Here is a 16,073-nt window from a genome sequence, read left to right as displayed (position 1 = left end):
CATCGCGGGATGCGCGATCCTTCCCCTCTACCTGTGGGAGAGGGCCAGGGTGAGGGCATCAGGCCGCACCGCTGTTACCGGCTTTTCGTCTCAAACAGATCCGTCCCCAGATGGTTGTAATCCACTTTCTGTAACTTAAAGTTTGTCACATACACCGGCGGCGCCTTGTCGTTCGACACAAAGCGGTACTTATTCGCGATCTCTTTCGCGCTGATGCCCGTCCACTGCGAGAAGAAGCTTAAAAAATCATTCGCGGAACGGCGCGCCTTGACGATGCGATGGGCTTTATCATCGCTCGACAGCACCATAAACGGTACCTGGAAGTTCTGCTGGAAACTGTCGTCGTGCGCCAGGTACTGCACCTCTTTCCCGCGCTCTTTAAAGGCCAGCCCGTGATCGGAAAAATAGGCCATCGAGAAGGTCTCACCGGTGTTTTGCAACTGGGTATAGAGCTTGCTGAGCAGATCGTCGGTCTGGGTCATGGTGTAGAGATAGCATGAGGTCTCTTTCGACTGCACAAACTCGGCATATTTCCCCTGGGTGCGATCGCAGGCCTGCGGGTGTGAACCCATCAGATGCAGAACGATCAGCTGCGGCTGGGTGCGATGGCTGCTAAAGACCTGTTCGGTCATCTTAAGCAACGCCTCGTCCCGGGTATTTTTATCTGCCTCGAAATCCCCGCTTTTCAGGAACTGCACTTCGTCAGCCCGTTTAGCAATGCTGGCGATAGCGGTGTCGTATTCACCGATCTGCCCCTGGTTCGAGAACCACCAGCTCTGGAAGCCCGCGCGGTTGGCGAGGGTGACAAAGTTATCCTGATACTGCGGCTTGTTATCCACCACCCGGTTGAGCGTCAGCCCGAGCGACTTTTGCGTTGAACCACTGGCGGCAATGTAGTCGGTAAACAGCGTGCCGTTGACCTTGCTGGCAAACGGGGTGTTGTTCCAGTGTCCACCGAAGGCACCCAGCGCGTCACGGCGGGCGCTTTCACCGATCACCACCATATAGATGTGATATTTCGGCTTCACGGCCAGCACGTTCCAGGTGTCCTTCATCTGCGACAGCTCGGCCATCCGGGTCTGCTCTTCCACCACTTCCTGGTTGTTCACCACCACATCTTTGACAAAGCGAAACACCGGGTAGCCAGTATCTTTCAGCTTGAAGACGCCGCCCCAGGCCAGGTTTTGCACCGGGGCGACGAAAAAGGCCACCAGGCTGAACACCAGACACAGGCTGTCGATTTTGCCCCACGCCTTTTTGGGCTGCGGCTTACGGCGTACGGCGATCACCCCGAGGGTAAAGATAAACAGGCCGACGACGTAGCTGTACCACGGGAAGATAGTGAGGATCTCCGTTGACTCCTCCATGTTGGTAGAGTGCATCGCCAGCAGGGTATTAAAGTTTGGCGCGCCATAGGCCTGGCCAAAGGGGAAATACATCGCCGCCACCAGCGAGCAGATCCCGATTAGCCCTTTTTGCACGCGCGGCGCGCTGATCCAGAGCAGATGCAGCACACAGGTAAAGGCAACGGCATACAGCAGGCTGAAGGCGTAGCCAAAGGAAAAGTTAATCAGCAGCGACTGTAAAAAGTAGAATCCCGTCCACGGGCTTAAGGCCCGGCTGCGGGTAATGAGCGTTTCTTTCAGGGTTAAATTCATAGGTCACTATTGTGAAAACGCCATGTGCTCACCCTGGCGCCAAGGGTCAAAACCTGCCTGAGAATGCGTAGAAGGGGAGAGGAGGTCCGCATCTGGGAGCCGCAAATAGTGCAGGGCTGCAAGAAGATAGAGCCAGTGGCCTTTAAGGTCAACAGTTATAAAGAGGGTGTTTTGCGAAGAGGATTCCATTTCCGCAAAAAAGGTCAGGGCATAACGTGGGGACGAGCAGTATAGCGGAGATAAATGACACAAAAATGAAGCGGCGTACCGCGACGCCGCTTAGTGAGAAGGTTTGTTCTGCTGTGGCTTGCCGTTGATGATGTCGCAAATCATATTCAGCAGCATTAAGCGTACTTTAAAGGGAGAGTGGCTAAACACGCGTATACACCTCTTGAATTCGTTCATGGTTACCTCCTGCGGGTTGATCCCTTCGATCCGTGAAGGGTGACTGCATTACATACAGATATAGCACAGGCTATATTATATGGCTATGGCTATACCTCAAATAATTCGCGTTGCCTGACAAAACGATTAATCGTTTTGAACTGCGCTTGCGCTGGCCCTAAAAGGGCGAGGCCAAATGCCGTGTAACGTAGTGACGCAGCGAATCCCCAGGCACTTACTGAAGTCAGTGACGGGGGCGGATGAGGGCAAACTGGCATCGCCAGGTTGAACAGCGTTTGCACTGGCCCCAACGGGGCGAGGCCATGCCAACCCACAGGCACCCTGAAGCATGACGGGTATAAATCGTTAATTTTTTGTGCTTGTGTAGTGATGGTTTACAATGGCCGTTTATCTATTGATACGCTTGATGTGTCCCCCGCTTGAGGAAGCACAATGAACCGCCGTGCAGGTAAACCAACAACAAAAAAAATGACGCAACTGGTCAACGTCGAAGAGCATGTCGAAGGCTTTCGCCAGGTTCGTGAAGCGCATCGCCGCGAGTTGATCGATGATTATGTCGAGCTGATCTCGGATCTGATCCGCGAAGTGGGGGAGGCCCGTCAGGTGGATATGGCGGCACGTCTTGGCGTCTCCCAGCCGACGGTGGCAAAAATGCTCAAGCGCCTGGCAACGGTTGGTCTGATCGAAATGATCCCCTGGCGCGGCGTGTTTCTCACCCCGGAAGGGGAGAAGCTGGCGCAGGCGAGCCGCGAGCGCCATCAAATTGTCGAAAATTTCCTGCTGGTACTGGGCGTCAGTCCTGACATCGCCCGCCGTGACGCCGAAGGGATGGAGCATCACGTTAGCGAAGAGACCCTGCAACAGTTCCTGGCTTTTACCCTTAAATATGGATCGTCCGCGGAATGACCGTGCCTGGCCTGCGGGCGCTGGCCCGTGATCGTTTCTTTCATCTGTTACTGGTGGTTGGGGTCGGACTCAGCTTTCTGGTGCCCTTCGCCCCGCAGCGCTGGCCTGCCGCCATTGACTGGCACACCATCATTACCCTTGCCGGGTTGATGATGCTGACCAAAGGGGTCGAGCAGAGCGGTTTTTTTGACGTGCTGGGGCGCAAGATGGTGCGCCGTTTCGCCACTGAGCGACGCCTGTCGCTGTTTATGGTCTTCTCTGCGGCGTTACTGTCGACCTTTCTCACCAATGATGTGGCGCTGTTTATCGTGGTGCCGCTCACCCTCACGCTGCGCAAGCTGTGTGAAATCCCGGTCAACCGGCTGATCATCTTTGAGGCGCTGGCGGTTAACGCCGGATCGCTGCTCACCCCGATCGGCAACCCGCAAAACATCCTGCTGTGGGGACGCTCCGGCCTGTCCTTTGCCGCCTTTACCTGGCAGATGGCGCCGCTGGCGCTGGTGATGGTACTGACCCTGATGGCCCTGAGCTGGTTCGCCTTCCCGGCCAGGCCACTGCGCTATCACAGCGGTAGCGCGGCGGCCCAGTCTACACCGCGGCTGGCATGGAGCTGTCTGGCGCTTTACCTGGTCTTCCTTGTGGCCCTCGATCTCAAGCAGGAGCTGTGGGGCGTGCTGCTGGTGGCGGGGGGCTTCCTGCTGCTGGCCCGTCGGGTGCTGATTAGCGTCGACTGGACGCTGCTGCTGGTCTTTATGGCGATGTTTATTGATGTTCATCTGCTGATTCAGGTGCCGGCCTTGCAGAACGTGCTGCAAAACGTCACCCACCTGTCGCAGGGCCAGCTGTGGCTGACCGCTATCGGGATGTCGCAGGTGATCAGTAATGTGCCTTCGACTATCCTGCTGCTTAACTACGTGCCGCCGACGGCGCTGCTGGCCTGGGCGGTAAACGTGGGCGGCTTTGGCCTGCTGCCTGGCTCTCTCGCTAACCTGATCGCCCTGCGTATGGCAAACGATCGCCGTATCTGGTGGCGCTTCCACCTCTGGTCGCTGCCGATGCTGGTCTGGGCCGGGCTGATCGGATTCGGATTATTCCTTCTCATATAGTGCCCTGTTTGTCAGTTTTTCCTGGCAAATGTATAGCAACGTCCTAACTTTAGTGAACGGCATAAATTGTGATGCCGTTCACTAACAGGACGGATGCTGTTATATGGCTGAAGAAAACCAACCCTCCGAAAACACCGAAAACACCGATAAAAAAGAGACGCAACGTAAACGCCCCGGCAAAAAGCCGCTGATTATTCTGGGCATTGTGGTGATCGTGATGGTCATTGTGGCCCTGGTATGGTGGTTCATGACCCGTAACCAGGAGACGACGGACGACGCCTTTACCGAAGGCGACGCCGTGACCATCGCGCCCAAAACCGCAGGCTATGTCACCGAACTGCGGGTGCGGGATAACCAGCGCGTGAAAAAGGGCGATCTGCTGGTGACCATCGATCCCCGGGACACCGCTGCCCAGCGCGACCAGGCAAAAGCCCAGCTTGGCCTGGCCGAAGCGCAGCTTCATCAGGCCCAGGCGCAGCTGGCGCTCTCGAAGGTGCAATATCCTGCCCAGCGCGATGAAGCCAACGCCCAGGTGATCAAAGCCCAGGCGGATCTGGCCAACGCTCAGGCGGAATATCGCCGCCAGCGCGGCGTCGATCCCCGCGCCACCACGCAACAGAGCATCGACGCGGCCAATGCCCAGTTGCGCAGCGCCCAGGCCCAGCTTGCCAGCGCGAAAGCGCAGCTTGAGGTGGCTTCGCAGGTGCAACTGCAAATTCGCCAGCAGGAGACCAACGTCGAAGCCCGGGAGCGTCAGGTGGAACAGGCCCGCGCCCAGCTGGAAACCGCAGAACTGAATCTCTCGTACACCGAGGTACGGGCACCCTTTGATGGCTACATAACGAAACGCAACGTCCAGACCGGCACCCTGGTGCAGGCGGGCACTGCGCTCTTTTCGCTGGTCTCGGCCGATATCTGGGTTGTCGCCAACTTTAAAGAGTCGCAGCTGGAGCGGATGCGACCCGGTAATAAGGTGACGCTGAGCGTGGACGCCTGGCCGGATCTGGAGCTGGAAGGGCATATCGACTCTATCCAGCAGGGGAGCGGCTCGCGCTTTGCCGCTTTCCCGTCGGAGAACGCCACCGGTAACTTCGTGAAGATCGTCCAGCGTGTGCCGGTAAAAATCGTTATCGATAAAGGACTGGATCCCAACCAGCCGCTGCCGCTTGGCCTCTCGGTTGAACCTAAGGTAACCGTGGAATGAGTGAGCACAGCCATGAAAACTGGCGGCCAGCCAGTAACCCGTGGGCGGTGGCGATCGTCGTCACCCTCGCGGTATTTATGGAGATCCTTGATACCACCATCGTCAACGTGGCGCTGCCCCACGTCGCCGGTTCGCTTTCGGCCAGCTATGACGAATCGACCTGGGTGCTCACCAGCTATCTGGTGGCCAACGGCATCGTGCTGCCTATCTCGGCGTTTCTGAGCCGGGTCTTTGGCCGCAAGCAATTCTTCCTGATCTGCATTGTGATGTTCACCATCTGCTCGTTCCTGTGCGGTATCGCCACCGAGCTGTGGCAGATCATCCTGTTTCGTATTTTGCAGGGCTTCTTTGGCGGCGGGCTACAGCCCACCCAGCAGTCGGTGCTGCTCGACTACTTTAAGCCGGAAGATCGCGGCAAGGCTTTTGGCCTGTCGTCGATTGCCATTATCGTCGCCCCGGTGCTGGGGCCGACGCTCGGGGGGTGGATCACCGATAACTACTCCTGGCGCTGGGTGTTCTTTATCAATATTCCGGTGGGGATCGTTACCGTGCTGGCGATCTACCAGCTGCTGGAAGATCCGCCCTGGGAGAGTAAATCGAAGGAGAAGCTCTCCATCGACTGGACCGGTATCGGGCTTATCGCCCTGGGCCTGGGTTGCCTGCAGGTGATGCTCGATCGCGGGGAAGATGACGACTGGTTTACCTCGAACTTTATCCGCACCTTTGCCGTGCTGACGCTGATTGGCATTATCGGGGCCATCTACTGGCTGATGTATGCCAAAAAGCCGGTTGTGGATCTGCACTGCATGAAGGACAAAAACTTCGCCGTCTCCAGCCTGCTGATGGCCGGTATGGCAATGATCCTGTACGGCAGTTCGGTGGTGATCCCGCAGCTGGCGCAGCAGGATCTGGGCTATACCGCCACCTGGTCGGGGCTGGTGCTGTCGCCCGGTGCGATCCTGATCGTGCTCACTATCCCGCTGGTGTTGAAGCTGATGCCGATTGTGCAGACGCGCTGGATCATCGCCTTCGGCTTTACCTGTCTCGCGGTGTCGTTCTTCTGGTCGCGCACGCTGACGCCGGATATCGACTTCGAGACCCTGGTGCTGTTCCGCAGCGCCCAGTCGATCGGGCTGGGCTTCCTGTTTGTGCCGCTGACCACCATCGCCTTTATCTCGATTCCCCGGCAGCTGAACGCCGACGCAGCGGCGCTGTTTACCATGTTCCGTAACGTGGCGGGGTCGATCGGCATTTCGCTCTCAACGGCGGCCATTACCGAGCGCTCGCAGGCCCACAGCGCTTATCTGGCCACCCACACTTCGGCATTCGACGAGCCGTTCCAGCAAACGCTCCGCGAGATGGCGCAGGCGATCCAGAACTTTACCACCCAGGTGGGCGACCCCACCGGCATTGCCACCGGGCGCATGTATCAGGCGATGATCGAACAGTCGCGTTTCCTGGCCTACGTGGACGTTTTCACCATTCTGAGCGCGGTGGCCTTTTTACTGATTCCGTTTTGTTTGTTGCTCTCGCCGGTTAAGAGCGAGGGGAGTGCAGGAGCACACTGATGATTTGCAGACGTTTAAGCCCCCTGATGTTAATGCTGTTGCTGGCAGGCTGCGCCGTGGGGCCAGACTACCAGCAGCCCGCGCCCAACACCCCGACGCACTGGAACGATCCGGGCGACGGCGGCGTAAAATCGCAAACCGCGTCAACGGCCATCAATCCTCGCTGGTGGAAAACCTTTGGCGACCCGCAACTGGACAGCCTGATTGAACGCGCCATTGCCGGTAACCTGTCATTGCAGCAAACCGTGCTGCGCATCGCGGGGGCACGGGAACAGATCAACCAGGCGGGCGGTGCCTTCTTCCCGGCGGTGAATGGTAATTTGCAGGCCACCCGGCAGCAGCTGGGGCTGGAGGGAGAACTGAAATCCCACGGCGTGTACGATCAGCTGGATGACGTCGATCCCGAACTGCGCGGCGCGCTGGGGCCGCTGACCCAGCCCATTAACCTCTACCAGGGCAGCTTTGATGCCCAGTGGGAGCTGGATTTATGGGGCAAGGTGCGCCGTCAGGTAGAAGCCGCCGACGCGCAACAGCAGGCAGCCATCGAGCAGCGTAACGATGCCCTGGTGTCGCTGGAGGCCGAAGTGGCCCGCGGCTGGTTACAGCTGCGTGGCGCCCAGAGCAGTATCGCCACCCTTAACACCCAGATCGAGAGCGCGCAGCAGACGCTGGAGCTGACCGACAGCCGCCAGCGCGGCGGGCTGTCACCGCAGATGGACGTAGAGAACGCCCGCGCCCAGCTTGGCAACCTGGAGGCGCAGCTTCCGCAATATGAAGCCCAGGCGCGGCAGGCGATGAACGGCCTGGCGATCCTGCTTGGCAAACCCCCGGGGGCGCTGGATGGCGAGCTGCAGGCCAGCAAACCGCTGCCTGCGCTGCCGGAGATTGTCCCTACCGGTATTCCCTCTACACTGGCGCGGCGACGCCCGGACGTGCGTGAAGCCGAGGCGAATCTGCATGCAGCCACCGCGCAGATCGGCGTGTCGGTGGCGCAACTGTTCCCCAGCGTCTCGCTCAGCGGTCAGTTTGGCCTGCGTAACAGCGAAGCCAGCTGGCTCACCGACTGGAGTAGCCACTTCTACAGCGTCGGGCCGCAGGTCTCCATCCCCATCTTCCAGGGCGGGCGGTTGGTCTCCAGCGTGAAGGTCGCCCGCGCACAGCAGGGTGCCGCCGTACTGGAATATCGTCAGACGGTGCTCACCGCCCTGGGCGATGTGGAAAACGCGCTGGTCAGCTACCGCACCGATCAGAAGCGGGAGGCGGGATTAAGCAAAACCATCGATGCGCTGCAAAACGCCTTTGATCTGGCGAGCAGCAGCTATCGCCAGGGGATCGCGACCTTTATCGACGTGCTGGATGCGCAGCGCCAGTTGGCTCAGGCGCAGCAGCAGCGGGATCAGGCCCGGGTCCAGAGCGCGCTGGATCTGGTGGCGCTCTATAAAGCCCTGGGCGGCGGCTGGGAGCCGTATCAGCAGGTGCAGCTGCCGGAGTACGCCGTCTTTGGCGACGCCCCGCGCGGATAAGTTCAGAGGATTGGGCAAGAAACGGGCAGGAACCGCACATTCGCTATCGGCGTGAGCCGGGTATAACTATCGGGTACTCAACATACGAGGAGCGTCAAATGCGATATCAAAATCTGGGTAATACCGGCCTGTTTGTTTCTGAGCTCTGCCTCGGCACCATGACCTTTGGCGGCGAAGGCGGCATGTGGGGCAAGATAGGTCAACTCCAGCAACAGGATGCCGAGCAGCTGGTCGGGCGTGCGCTGGACGCCGGGATCAATTTTATTGATACAGCCAACGTCTATTCCGAAGGGCGTTCAGAAGAGATCACCGGCCAGGCGTTGAAAAACCTGAAGATACCGCGCGAAAACGTGGTGATCGCCACCAAGGTGTTTGGCGAAACGGGCAAGGCGGGGGTGAACTCACGCGGTAGCTCGCGGTATCACATCATCAGCAGCGTGAAAGAGAGCCTGCGCCGCATGCAGCTCGATCATATCGATCTCTATCAGTTGCACGGTTTTGACCCGGCCACCCCGATTGAAGAGACGCTCTATGCCCTGGATAACCTCGTCCAGCACGGGCATGTGCGCTATATCGGGGTATCGAACTGGGCAGCCTGGCAGATCATGAAGGCGCTGGGCATTTCCGAACGGCTCGGGCTGGCACGTTTTGCCTCATTACAGGCCTATTACACCCTTGCCGGGCGTGACCTGGAGCGTGAGCTGGTGCCGATGCTACAAAGCGAAGGTGTCGGGCTGATGGTCTGGAGCCCGCTGGCGGGTGGCTTGCTGAGTGGGAAATACAGCCGCGATGGGCAGGTGCAGGGCGGTGGCCGTCGCCAGGAATTTGACTTCCCGCCGGTGGATAAAGCGCGGGCCTTTGACTGCGTGGATGTGATGCGCCACATTGCCGGGAGCAAGGGCGTTTCCGTGGCGCAAATTGCCCTGGCGTGGCTGCTGCATCAAAAAGCGGTGACCAGCGTGATTATTGGCGCGAAACGGATCGATCAGCTGGATGACAATATTGCCGCAACCGCGATTCGCCTGAGCGATGACGAGCTGAAACAGCTGGATGCGGTGAGCGCGCTGCCGAGGGAATACCCAGGCTGGATGCTGGAGCGACAGGGGGAGTACCGGCGTAATCAGCTGGCGCAGCAGTAGCTTTTTATCGTTTTCTGGTCGATACGGTGGTGCGTTCCGTTCACCTTATTTCCAGCAGAATATGAAATGAACGGAACCTGTGAACGTGATAAGGGGGCCACCGCGGCCCCCTTATCAATCCCCGCGGCCCCGCAACGAAATCGGTGCTTCGCACTACGCTCACCTCCCGACCGACTGCCTGCGGTCGGCTCAACTCGACATCCTGTCTCGATTCGCCTCTGGCCGCCATCCCTGGCGGCCAGCCCTTGTCAACCGATCTCCGGTTCGCCGATTTCAGCGGGGACTCAACACCCGTGCCACATTCACGTGGCTAAGAAGCTGGAAGGAGGGATGAGTCCGGCTGAAAATCGCTGAGGCCTTGACCGCATGCCGGGTTGAGGCACATGGATGCGGACCTGGATGGATGTAGAATCACGCCGGACCCGATAGCCGGAGGGAATAAGCCGAAGACAACATTGCCAGGAGCAATGTTGAACAGCGCCTGCGCTAGCACCAAAGGGGTGAGACGAATATTTCTCGAAACGGCGATTTTCTTTGCCGGGAGCCGGGATGGTTAAGGGAGCGGCAGTAGCCCCCTTAACATGTTCACCGCAGCGGGATGGGCATAAAAGCAGAGATGCTTTAGTGAACGGAACAATTCCACAGTAACAACAGAATTGTTCCTGTTACGATCAGTTCAGACGAACCGGCATACCGGAACGGTTGTTGATCGCTTGCTCAACGATGTTCGCATCCACGTCCTGCTGGCCGGTGATGGCCTGCACGTTGCTGGTCAGGGTGACCGGAACGGTGACGTTGTTGTCGATCTGATCTTCGCTGGTAGAGAGCGGGTTATGCACTTCGAGGTAACGGCTGCCATCTGGCTCGGTAGTTGCTTTTACCGGCTCGTTGATGAACTGCACGCGAGTACCAACCGGCACGTTCTCGAACAGGAATTTAATGTCGTCGTTACGCAGACGCACACAGCCGTGGCTCACGCGCAGGCCGATACCGAAGTTGGCGTTGGTGCCGTGGATCGCATACAGACGGCCGATATAGAGAGCGTACAGACCCATCGGGTTATCCGGGCCAGCAGGAACAACGGCTGGCAGCGGCTCGCCCGCGGCAATGTATTCCGCGTGCATTTTCGCGGTTGGCGTCCAGGTTGGGCCAGCTTTCTTACGCTCGACTTTGGTGGTCCAGTTCATCGGGGTATCTTTACCCAACTGGCCGATACCGATTGGCAGCACGATGACGGTGTTGGTGCCTTTCGGGTAATAGTACAGACGCATTTCGGCGCTGTTGATGATGATGCCTTCATGCACGGTGTCCGGCAGGATCAGCTGCTGAGGAATGTTCAGCACGGTGCCGCCCTTCGGCAGATACGGATCGACGCCCGGGTTGGCTTCCATCATGTTGGAGAGGCCCAGCTGATATTCCGCAGCAAAATATTCCAGCGGCTGAGTGTTACCTTCTTCAATAGTCACAACCTGGTTCTGACCTACCAGACGGCTACCGTCGGTTGGCAGTGGATAAGTGACAGCAGAAGCGGTCTTGCAAAACCCTACTACGGCAAACGCCGCCGCAAAAAGCGATGTTAATTTCATATTCATGGTGTGCGAGGTATCTGTGCCACATTGGCAGGTTGTTTAAAAGTCAGAACGGTTTAGGGAGCGCATTATATGTGCATTCCTGACCGCATGGAATTCGGATGTGTACTAAATCACACTTTTTTCCATCCTGTTAGAGTTTAGCGCTACGTTGATACACGGGATCTCATTTCGGAATTGTGGCATAATGCTGGGTTTATCACACTTCTCGCAGGAATCTCCCGTGTTAGTTACCAGCAACGTCACTATGCAGTTTGGCAGTAAGCCGCTGTTCGAAAACATTTCCGTCAAATTTGGCGGCGGCAACCGTTACGGCCTGATTGGTGCCAACGGTAGCGGAAAATCCACCTTCATGAAGATCCTCGGCGGCGATTTAGAGCCGACGCTGGGCAACGTTTCTCTCGATCCGAACGAGCGCATCGGTAAGCTGCGTCAGGATCAGTTCGCCTTTGAAACGTTCACCGTCCTTGATACGGTGATCATGGGCCACGGTGAGCTGTGGGAAGTGAAGCAGGAACGCGATCGCATCTACGGCCTTGCCGAAATGAGCGAAGAAGACGGCTATAAAGTGGCCGATCTTGAAGTGCAGTACGGCGAAATGGACGGTTACTCTGCGGAGTCCCGTGCCGGTGAGCTGCTGCTGGGCGTGGGTATTCCGGTGGAACAACATTATGGTCTGATGAGCGAAGTCGCGCCAGGCTGGAAGCTGCGTGTTCTGCTGGCGCAGGCGCTGTTCTCTAACCCGGACATCCTGCTGCTCGATGAACCAACGAACAACCTGGACATCGACACCATTCGCTGGCTGGAGCAGACGCTGAACGAGCGTAACAGCACCATGATCATCATCTCGCACGACCGTCACTTCCTGAACATGGTCTGCACCCACATGGCGGATCTGGACTACGGCGAACTGCGCGTGTATGCCGGTAACTACGACGAATACATGACCGCGGCAACCCAGGCGCGTGAACGTCTGCTGGCCGATAACGCCAAGAAAAAGGCGCAGATTGCTGACCTGCAATCCTTCGTCAGCCGCTTCAGCGCCAACGCCTCTAAATCGCGTCAGGCAACCTCCCGTGCCCGTCAGATCGACAAAATCAAGCTGGATGAAGTTAAAGCGTCCAGCCGTCAGAACCCGTTCATCCGCTTCGAGCAGGACAAGAAACTGTTCCGTAACGCCTTAGCTGTCGAAGAGCTGACCAAAGGTTTCGACAACGGCCCGCTGTTCAAGAACTTCAACCTGCTGCTGGAAGTGGGCGAGAAGATCGCTATCCTCGGTGCCAACGGCGTGGGTAAATCCACCATGCTGAAAACGCTGGTGGGTGAATTGACTCCGGATCACGGCACCGTGAAATGGTCCGAGAACGCGCAGATTGGTTATTACGCCCAGGATCACGCCGAAGATTTCGACAACGATCTGACCGTTTTCGACTGGATGAGCCAGTGGAAGTCGGAAGGCGATGACGAGCAGGTGGTGCGCAGCTTCCTTGGCCGTCTGCTGTTCAGCCAGGATGACATCAAAAAGCCAGCCAAAGTGCTCTCCGGTGGTGAGAAGGGCCGTATGCTGTTCGGCAAGCTGATGATGCAAAAACCGAACATCCTGGTGATGGACGAACCGACCAACCACCTGGATATGGAATCTATCGAATCGCTGAACATGGCGCTGGAGATGTATCAGGGTACCCTGATCTTCGTCTCACACGACCGTGAATTCGTGAGCTCGCTGGCGACCCGCGTGATTGAAATTACGCCGGAGCGCGTCGTGGACTTCAGCGGTAACTACGAAGATTACCTGCGCAGCAAAGGCATCGACAACTAATTGTCCTCAGCCTGGCCCTTTCCCGTTGGGGGAGGGCCGTTCCTCTTTCCTTTCGCTTCACCCTCCGCACTTTTCCTGATAACGTCTTGTTTCGCTGATACATCTCAGTGCGTCTTTTTGGCGTTCGGGAAATTGGCATGCCAATTTAACATTTAAAAAACCTGTCATACCACGATTTTAATGTTGTATGACAGGTTTGTATTTCGCTTTCTGGATCAGTGAGATAACTTCAGAGCTTACACCATACCCAGCGCGCGCTTGCCGTGGATATTTAAATCATCCGTGGTGAAGCGTGACTGCCAGTCTGACTCATAATCCTCCCTCGGGAAGTCGCCCGGAGAGGCGCCGGTTTCCAGCGCTGCTTTCACCTTTTTCGCATAGGCGAGGTTTTTCTCGCACATTGGGGCCGCCGGAATGTACATCACGTTGCCCCAGCCCTGCTGGTTCTCTACCGGTGCCACCGAGTGGATCACATCGCAGTGCCACCACACGGAATCCCCGGCTTCCAGCGCCGGAATGCTGGTCAGCGCTTCAATCAACAGCGGGTGCCACTTCTCGGAAATCGGCAGGACGCGACCCGGTGCCACGCCGCACAGCTCATCTTCCGGGACGTCATCCAGCAGCGGACGCAGCAGGATATACGCCATCGCTTCCGGGATCGGCACCACGTGCAGCAGCCCCTGATCCGGGATCATGTCGGAGAGCGCCGTCCAGCCCTGGAAGGTACGGAACACCGAGCACTTGGTGGTGTTATCCACGGTGTACTCTTCCACTTCGGTACGGTGTGCGGCATTCCACGGATCGTATTGATCGATATTGCCATCGAATACCCGGGCGAAGACCTGCTGATAAGCCGGAAGCAGCCAGCGCTCCAGCGCGCCGGAGTCGGTGTGTGCGCCGAGGCCTTTCGAGGTGGTGCCCGGTGGACGGCGACGGATGCGGTCCGGGTAGATCACGCTCACGTCCGGGTTAAACCACTGTTTGCCGTTGCTCTCAAATGTCCATAAACGGTTCAGGAACGACTGCACCTGGGCCATCTCTTCGCTCTGACGGGCTTCCATCTGCGCGTGTGACCAGTAGATCGGGTAGATCTCCGGGCGGGAGGCGGTGAGGCTGCCAAAGAAGTTATCTCCCGGGCCTTTGTAGACATCATCAAAACGGTTGAGATCGAGATAGTCGAGCATCGCGTTGTCCCACGCCAGCGCCTGCTCACGGGGGAAATGACCTTTGATCACCGCACAGCCGCGACGCTTAACCGCCTCGCGCTGCTCCTGGCTGATGTTACCGCTCTGCACGTCGGCAAACGGGATCACCGGCCAGACGGGATCGCCTTTGCTTTTCAGCGCGTTAATTTCTGCCACGCGGCTGGCAATTTTATCGCTCAAGCGATCGAACACCGCCTGCACGTCACCGATCTGCGCCCGCAGCTCGCGTTTCATCTGGCGAATCGCGGCCTTGTGGTCTGAAGGCAAAGTTTCACTGGTAAAGGTTAAGGTCATAACAGCCTCGCTATCTTTCATTCGAAAGTAAAAGTAATTACAAGTGATACTTTAGGTTAAAAATAAGTTAAAGCAAGTTAAATAACTTGATGAAGTGCACAACCCGGAGAGAAAGGGAGATTCGCCGGAGCAGGCTCCGGCGAGAGGATCAGTGGCTGAAAGGCGGGGTGTTATCGAGGACGGCCTGAATCACGTTCAGCGCGCCCTGATGGTTGTTGTCGTCGGTCTGGTAGCGGGTGATGGCTTTAATGCTCTCGCCAGCATTTCCCATAGCAAAGGAGTAGTGGGCGAATTTCAGCATTTCGGCGTCGTTACCGCTGTCGCCAATCGCCACACATGCCTGCGGGGAGATATTCCAGCGCTTCAGCAGACGGCTGAGGCCGTTGGCTTTATGCAGGCCGGGGATAATCAGATCGACAAAACCAAACCCGCTGGTCACCGGTTTCATGATGCCGTCGAGCGAAACATGCAGGGCGTCAATCAGGTTCGGGATATCGCTGTCGGGCAGGTTCAGGGAGAATTTAAACAGCACATCGTCGATGTCGCGATAGTCGCTGACGCGCTTTAAGCGGTGATAGTGTTTCGACATCAGCGCGACGAAGGCCTCGGGTGCCTGGTCGCTGACGTACGCGCTTTCCAGACCGCAGGCGACGAAATTCAGGGATTTATCTTTCAGCAGCTCGCCGATCACAATCTGCGACTCGTGCTTCGTCAGCTCGCCGTGGAAAATCTGCTCGCCGTGATCGAACACCAGCGCGCCGTTTTCCGCCACGAAGGAGATCTGCGATTTCAGCTCCGGGAAGAAGGAGATAAGCTGGTAATACTGGTTGCCGCTGGCGACAACGAACTCAATATTACGGGCCTGAAGTTGCTGGAACTGCGCCTGAAAGCGGTCACGATCGTACTGCTTGGCGTCATTAAGAAAAGTTCCGTCCATATCTGTGACGATAACTTTAACGGTCATACATTGCGCTCCTGGATGTTACTGCGACCAGCAACATTCTAATAACAATGTGACTAAAACCACAAATTTAATTTCATTCGAAAGTAAAAGCGAAACGCCAACCCAGGTTGTAATGCCAGTCAGTTAAGCCCGGCGGACTGTTCCGTTCACCTTATGTTCAGCAGAACATGGCATTCCACAACCCGTGAACGTGACAAGGGGGGCCGCCGGGCCCCCCTTGTCAATCCCCGCGGCCCCGCAATGAAACCGGTGCTTCGCACTGCGCTCACCTCCCGACCGGCTGCCTGCGGTCGGCTCAACTCGACATCCTGTCTCGATTCGCCTCTGGCTGCCATCCCTGGCGTCCAGCCCTTGTCATCCGGTCTCCGGTTCGCCGGTTTCAGCGGGGACTCAACACCGGTGCCCCTTTCAGACGACTGCGAAGCGTGAGGGAGCGTGAGTCCGGCTGAAAATCGACGAAGCGTTTCCGTAAGGCCGGGGCGAGGCGCAGGGACGCGCCGAGAGGGCATAGCCTGCAGGGATGCAGGCTGGTGCCCGACCCGAAAGCCTGAAGGAATAAGCTGAGTGCACCGCGAAGCGGCGATTTTCCTGGCCGGGAGCCGGGGTAGCCAGGGGGGAGGCGGCGAGCCCCCCTGGCACGTTCACCGCAGCGGAGGGGGCATAAAGCAGAGGTGCTGTAGTGAACGGAACCTG

Annotated in this window: 12 protein-coding genes; 7 read left to right on the top strand and 5 right to left on the bottom strand. The window is 57.6% G+C overall.

Annotation, left to right across the window (positions count from 1 at the left end; translation table 11 throughout):
• Positions 1–74 precede the first annotated feature (74 nt).
• Together ABIE02_RS04425 and mntS are read right to left on the bottom strand one after the other, a co-directional pair.
• Entirely contained in the window at positions 75–1,658 is a 1,584-nt protein-coding gene (locus tag ABIE02_RS04425) for a phosphoethanolamine transferase (protein WP_059308450.1), read from the bottom strand.
• A 279-nt stretch (positions 1,659–1,937) separates the two neighbouring features.
• Positions 1,938–2,063 carry a manganase accumulation protein MntS gene (gene mntS / locus ABIE02_RS04420; RefSeq protein ID WP_032617180.1) on the bottom strand — a complete coding sequence of 42 codons (126 nt, stop codon included), beginning with the start codon at positions 2,061–2,063 and terminating at the stop codon, positions 1,938–1,940.
• 432 nt (positions 2,064–2,495) lie between these two features.
• On the opposite strand from mntS, the gene mntR reads away from it, so the two are divergent.
• The 6 genes from mntR to ABIE02_RS04390 all read left to right on the top strand — a co-directional run bounded on the left by mntR (position 2,496) and on the right by ABIE02_RS04390 (position 9,509).
• Positions 2,496–2,969, top strand: a complete 474-nt coding sequence (mntR, locus tag ABIE02_RS04415) for a manganese-binding transcriptional regulator MntR (protein WP_032617181.1) — start codon at positions 2,496–2,498, stop codon at positions 2,967–2,969.
• Positions 2,966–4,075 (top strand): anion transporter, encoded by a 1,110-nt coding sequence (locus ABIE02_RS04410; RefSeq protein ID WP_077226629.1) that lies wholly within the window; start codon positions 2,966–2,968, stop codon positions 4,073–4,075. Before mntR ends, ABIE02_RS04410 begins: the two co-directional genes overlap by 4 nt.
• A gap of 103 nt (positions 4,076–4,178) precedes the next feature.
• Positions 4,179–5,279: an HlyD family secretion protein gene (locus tag ABIE02_RS04405; protein ID WP_059308448.1), complete on the top strand. Its 1,101-nt coding sequence runs from the start codon at positions 4,179–4,181 to the stop codon at positions 5,277–5,279.
• Complete coding sequence (locus ABIE02_RS04400; protein WP_059308447.1) at positions 5,276–6,847, top strand: DHA2 family efflux MFS transporter permease subunit; 1,572 nt, start codon at positions 5,276–5,278, stop codon at positions 6,845–6,847. The genes ABIE02_RS04405 and ABIE02_RS04400 overlap by 4 nt, the downstream gene beginning before the upstream one ends.
• On the top strand, positions 6,847–8,370 hold the full coding sequence (locus tag ABIE02_RS04395) for an efflux transporter outer membrane subunit (RefSeq protein WP_103791946.1): 1,524 nt from the start codon (positions 6,847–6,849) through the stop codon (positions 8,368–8,370). Before ABIE02_RS04400 ends, ABIE02_RS04395 begins: the two co-directional genes overlap by 1 nt.
• Positions 8,371–8,468: 98 nt before the next feature.
• Positions 8,469–9,509, top strand: coding sequence for an aldo/keto reductase (locus tag ABIE02_RS04390; protein WP_336994756.1), 1,041 nt, complete (start codon positions 8,469–8,471; stop codon positions 9,507–9,509).
• Between the two features lie 671 nt (positions 9,510–10,180).
• Here the strand turns inward: ABIE02_RS04390 and ldtB are convergent.
• A complete protein-coding gene (gene ldtB, locus ABIE02_RS04385; RefSeq protein WP_032617187.1) occupies positions 10,181–11,101 on the bottom strand; it encodes a L,D-transpeptidase in 921 nt (306 codons plus the stop codon).
• 220 nt (positions 11,102–11,321) lie between these two features.
• Here ldtB and ABIE02_RS04380 point away from each other — a divergent pair, with 220 nt between their 5' ends.
• Positions 11,322–12,917: an ABC-F family ATPase gene (locus ABIE02_RS04380; RefSeq protein WP_077226631.1), complete on the top strand. Its 1,596-nt coding sequence runs from the start codon at positions 11,322–11,324 to the stop codon at positions 12,915–12,917.
• Positions 12,918–13,153: 236 nt separating this feature from the next.
• On the opposite strand, the gene ABIE02_RS04375 is transcribed toward ABIE02_RS04380, so the two are convergent.
• Positions 13,154–14,416, bottom strand: coding sequence for a DUF1479 domain-containing protein (locus ABIE02_RS04375; RefSeq protein WP_148568855.1), 1,263 nt, complete (start codon positions 14,414–14,416; stop codon positions 13,154–13,156).
• Positions 14,417–14,564: 148 nt separating this feature from the next.
• Entirely contained in the window at positions 14,565–15,380 is an 816-nt protein-coding gene (locus ABIE02_RS04370; RefSeq protein WP_032617199.1) for a Cof-type HAD-IIB family hydrolase, read from the bottom strand.
• Positions 15,381–16,073: the final 693 nt, after the last annotated feature.

This window comes from Leclercia sp. 1548 (assembly GCF_050435045.1).
GTDB classification, from domain to species: domain Bacteria; phylum Pseudomonadota; class Gammaproteobacteria; order Enterobacterales; family Enterobacteriaceae; genus Enterobacter; species Enterobacter adecarboxylatus.
Note: the sequence above shows the minus strand (reverse complement) of the source record. Positions and strands in the feature narration are given on the sequence as shown.

What these genes read in the sequence shown, in the direction of transcription:
- ABIE02_RS04410 (WP_077226629.1), top strand. Translation starts at nt 2,966, where the DNA reads ATGACCGTGCCTGGCCTGCGGGCGCTGGCCCGTGATCGTTTCTTTCAT.
- ldtB (WP_032617187.1), bottom strand. Translation starts at nt 11,101, where the DNA reads ATGAATATGAAATTAACATCGCTTTTTGCGGCGGCGTTTGCCGTAGTA.
- ABIE02_RS04390 (WP_336994756.1), top strand. Translation starts at nt 8,469, where the DNA reads ATGCGATATCAAAATCTGGGTAATACCGGCCTGTTTGTTTCTGAGCTC.
- mntS (WP_032617180.1), bottom strand. Translation starts at nt 2,063, where the DNA reads ATGAACGAATTCAAGAGGTGTATACGCGTGTTTAGCCACTCTCCCTTT.
- ABIE02_RS04405 (WP_059308448.1), top strand. Translation starts at nt 4,179, where the DNA reads ATGGCTGAAGAAAACCAACCCTCCGAAAACACCGAAAACACCGATAAA.
- ABIE02_RS04375 (WP_148568855.1), bottom strand. Translation starts at nt 14,416, where the DNA reads ATGACCTTAACCTTTACCAGTGAAACTTTGCCTTCAGACCACAAGGCC.
- ABIE02_RS04370 (WP_032617199.1), bottom strand. Translation starts at nt 15,380, where the DNA reads ATGACCGTTAAAGTTATCGTCACAGATATGGACGGAACTTTTCTTAAT.
- ABIE02_RS04395 (WP_103791946.1), top strand. Translation starts at nt 6,847, where the DNA reads ATGATTTGCAGACGTTTAAGCCCCCTGATGTTAATGCTGTTGCTGGCA.
- ABIE02_RS04425 (WP_059308450.1), bottom strand. Translation starts at nt 1,658, where the DNA reads ATGAATTTAACCCTGAAAGAAACGCTCATTACCCGCAGCCGGGCCTTA.
- mntR (WP_032617181.1), top strand. Translation starts at nt 2,496, where the DNA reads ATGAACCGCCGTGCAGGTAAACCAACAACAAAAAAAATGACGCAACTG.
- ABIE02_RS04400 (WP_059308447.1), top strand. Translation starts at nt 5,276, where the DNA reads ATGAGTGAGCACAGCCATGAAAACTGGCGGCCAGCCAGTAACCCGTGG.